Annotated in this window: 4 protein-coding genes; 3 read left to right on the top strand and 1 reads right to left on the bottom strand. The window is 33.6% G+C overall.

The window, feature by feature from the left end:
• Positions 1-148 precede the first annotated feature (148 nt).
• Positions 149-349: a DUF4083 domain-containing protein gene (locus tag AB3X49_RS19180; protein WP_002064945.1), complete on the top strand. Its 201-nt coding sequence runs from the start codon at positions 149-151 to the stop codon at positions 347-349.
• A gap of 27 nt (positions 350-376) precedes the next feature.
• The gene (locus AB3X49_RS19175; RefSeq protein WP_002130989.1) at positions 377-838 is read left to right on the top strand and encodes an NUDIX hydrolase; all 462 of its coding nucleotides are present in this window, start codon (positions 377-379) and stop codon (positions 836-838) included.
• Positions 839-882: 44 nt separating this feature from the next.
• On the opposite strand, the gene nadE is transcribed toward AB3X49_RS19175, so the two are convergent.
• Positions 883-1,701, bottom strand: a complete 819-nt coding sequence (nadE, locus tag AB3X49_RS19170; RefSeq protein ID WP_002012398.1) for an NAD(+) synthase — start codon at positions 1,699-1,701, stop codon at positions 883-885.
• A 270-nt stretch (positions 1,702-1,971) separates the two neighbouring features.
• Here nadE and AB3X49_RS19165 point away from each other — a divergent pair.
• On the top strand, positions 1,972-3,787 hold a 1,816-nt coding region (locus AB3X49_RS19165; protein WP_367964067.1), incomplete at its 3' end, for an FtsX-like permease family protein.

Raw genomic sequence — 3,787 nt, 5'->3', positions numbered from 1 at the left:
ATCAATCCTTATTAGTAGCATAATGCTTTGTGTCTAACTTTTTGGGTTCAGTTCATAAAAGGTGCTCTTTTTGTGTTTGATTTATAATATCGTTGACTATTTAGAATTGCGTGATAAAATAATTGAAAATAGAGGATGTGATAGCTGAATGAATTTGTTCGAAAATAATATATTTGCATTGATATATTTTTGTCTAGTAATCGGGCTTATCGTTTTGTTTTTTGTATCATTTACTCTGTTCATTAAAAGATTATTGCAAAAAAACACTATGAAAAAACAACATGTGATTAATATGAATCAGAAGTTAGATCGGATTATTGAATTGCTTGAAAAAGATAAAAAAGAATAATGGAAGATGGATAAAAAGGAGAAGCAGATGGCGAATTATATAAAGGAATTACGTGAAAAAATAGGGCATGATTATGTTATTTTGAATTTTGCAGGAGGTTGTGTATTTAATGAATTTGGTGAAGTGCTTCTGCAAAAAAGAGGAGACTTTAATGCTTGGGGATTTCCAGGCGGTGCAATGGAGATCGGGGAATCTGCGGCAGAAACTGCGATTCGAGAAATAAAAGAAGAAACAGGATATGATGTGGAAATTGATGAGCTCATTGGTGTGTATACGAAATATTTTCAAGCATATCCGAATGGAGATCAGGCACAGGCAATTGTAATATTCTTTAAGTTTTCAATCGTTGGAGGGAATACAAAAATAGACGGTGATGAAACGTTAGATTTGCAGTTTTTCCCTTTAGACAAAATGCCGCCATTGTTTAATAAACAACATGAAGATTGCTTGCAGGATTTATTAGAGAAAAGAGTAGGGGTATATCGTTAACGTATAAAAAAGAAGCTAAATGAGATTAGCTTCTTTTTTATGTTCTATTTCCACCAATCATCAAACATTGACGCTGGTACTTGTCTTTTATGTTCACTCACTTTGTAACGCTTCTCGATCTTTTCAGCAACGTCAGCTGGAACGGATTTACCTTCTAAATAGTCATCTAATTGATCGTAAGTAATGCCTAGCTCTGTTTCATCAGCTTGACCTGGTTTTTCATCTAATAAATCAGCTGTTGGCATTTTTAAGTAAAGTCGCTCGTCTGCACCTAATTCTTGTAATAAATCACGTCCTTGGCGTTTCGTTAATCCCGTTAATGGTAATAAATCTGCACCGCCATCTCCGAATTTTGTGAAGAAACCTGTTACAGCTTCAGCAGCATGATCAGTTCCGATAACGAGTAGCCCTTGTTGTCCGCCGATTGCGTATTGTGTAACCATGCGAATGCGTGCTTTTACGTTTCCTTTATTGAAATCTGTTAATGATTCACCTAATAAGTTTTCGTATTGATTTGAGAAGGAATCAACAGTTGAAGCGATATCAAAAGCAACAGACTGATCAGCTTGAATAAATTGTAATGCTAATTGTGCATCATCTTCATCTTTTTGTACTTTGTATGGAAGACGTACGGAGATAAACGTTGCGTTACCACCTTCATTACGAACTTCTTCGACTGCAAGCTGTGCTAAACGTCCTGCCAGTGTAGAGTCTTGTCCGCCGCTAATTCCAAGTACAAATCCTTTTGCACCTGTAGTTTTTAAATAAGCTTTTAAGAAATCAATTCGTTTACGAATTTCTACTTTCGGATCAATTACAGGCTGAACATGTAATGCTTTCATAATTTGTTCTTGTAATGTCATTATGTTTTCCTCCTATTCATATTAAAGCGGTAAATAAGTTTATATGTATATTGGTACATACTTCTATCCTTTATTATTTCGCAAAACTAACGAATATACAATAGGATGCGTGTATGAATATGAATGTAGTCATTATAATGAAACTGTTTTATATAAGCAATTGTTTAAAACCTTTCAATAATGTAAGGTTTTTGTCATTTGAATCGATGGAAGGTATTTCCGAACTTTACTAATATAAAAGTATAGTTAGTAGAAGGGCGGAGAAGTAGTATGAACATTAGAGAACTCGCATTTCGAAATGTAACGCGAAATAGACGAACATACTCAGCTTATTTTTTGAGTAGTGCATTTGCAATTATGGCCTTTTTTGTGTATTCATTTTTTGCGTTTCATCCGGCATTAAGTGCTGGAGAATTAGGACAGTACGTATTCGTAAGTATGTCTTTTGCGCAGTCTATTATTTACTTATTTACATTCTTCTTTATTTTATATTCAATGGGAATGTTTTTAAAAACGAGAAAGCGTGAACTAGGAATTTTAATGATGTTAGGTATGACGAAATATCAATTAAAGCGTCTTATCTTCTTTGAAAATATAATGATTGGAATAGGGGCAATAATTTTTGGGATTCTTTCAGGTATGTTGTTTTCAGGAATATTAATATTTGTAGCTCCGATGATATTAAAACTAGATATCTCTTTATCCTATTACATACCGATGAAAGCGATTGTTGTAACGAGTATTATGTTTTTCGTATTATTTATGATCATTTCATTGTTTAGTGCAGGAATGGTTCGTAAAAATAAAATTATGAAATTGTTTAGAGGATCAGCAGAGGCGAAGCCAGAACCGAAGGCATCTATAATTTCGTCTATATTAGCAGTAGTATTGCTTAGTGCTGGTTATGCAGGAGCTCTTATGTCACATGGTGCAATGGTATTTATAATGATGATTCCTGTTACAACGGTAGTCATTATTGGTACGTATTTGCTGTACAAGCAGTTGAGCGTCTTTATTATTAGACTATGTAAAAAAAGTAAACGTTTCTATTGGACACAGACAAATATTATTACTTTGTCAGATTTAGCATACCGTATGAGAGATAACGCAAGAATGTTCTTTATTGTAACGATTATTTCAACAGTAGCATTTTCAGCAATAGGTACATTGGTTGGGTTTGCTTCGATGACGAAAGAAATTATGGACAGACCAATTGCGTTTCACTATCAGTCTAAGCAAGGTAATAGCAATGAGCCACAGCATCTGAAAATCATTGACGAAGGATTAAAGAAACATAATATAGCAGCTTCAAAAATAAATATTTCATCGAAGAAAACGGAGGAGCAGTCGTTAAGAAGCGCCATTTTTATAAAAGAATCAGATTATAAAGAATATGCAAAGTTAACAGGAGAACCATTTAATACTGTATCAAATAAAGAGGCTTTATTTTTGTCAGTCGAAATACCCGGACCACCGATGAAAGAAAGAAAAGAAATTACTTTACCAAATATGAATGAACCTTTAAATGTGAAAAAAGTTAATACTTCTTCATTAAGTAAAATACTAAGAGGTAATGTGTATGTAATCTCTAAAAATCAATATGATTCATTACAAGATGGATTTAAAGAAGAAAAAGATTATATGTATAAAACACAATCCGCTAAAGATGAAATTGAGGTTGGTAAAGAGCTTACGAATCAGATTAAGCCTTATCAAGAACATTCAACGTTTAGTGCAGAAGAGTACGATCAAAATCAAAGTCTACAAATCGCAGGACCCATTTTATTTGTAGGTTTCTTTATTGGTATTGTATTTTTCGTTTGTGCAGGAAGCTTCCTTTACTTCCGTTTATTTTCAGATTTGGAGGACGATACTCGTTTATTTGAAATGATTCGAAAAGTTGGATTGACGAGAGGGGAATTATCGAAAGTAGTCACAATCCGCTTAGCGCTTTTATTCTTCGTTCCAGTTGGAGTTGCAACATTACACGGGGCAGTAGCATTAACTGCGTTAGGACAAATGTTTGAGTACTCACTGTTTAAAGAAAATACAATTGTATTAAGTATTTTCGTAGGTATTCAAGTTG

The organism is Bacillus sp. C30, from assembly GCF_040838255.1.
GTDB classification, from domain to species: Bacteria; Bacillota; Bacilli; order Bacillales; family Bacillaceae_G; genus Bacillus_A; species Bacillus_A mycoides.
Note: the sequence above shows the minus strand (reverse complement) of the source record. Positions and strands in the feature narration are given on the sequence as shown.

Coding starts and splice junctions, on each gene's coding strand:
- AB3X49_RS19180 (WP_002064945.1), top strand. CDS start 149: ATGAATTTGTTCGAAAATAATATATTTGCATTGATATATTTTTGTCTA.
- AB3X49_RS19175 (WP_002130989.1), top strand. CDS start 377: ATGGCGAATTATATAAAGGAATTACGTGAAAAAATAGGGCATGATTAT.
- nadE (WP_002012398.1), bottom strand. CDS start 1,701: ATGACATTACAAGAACAAATTATGAAAGCATTACATGTTCAGCCTGTA.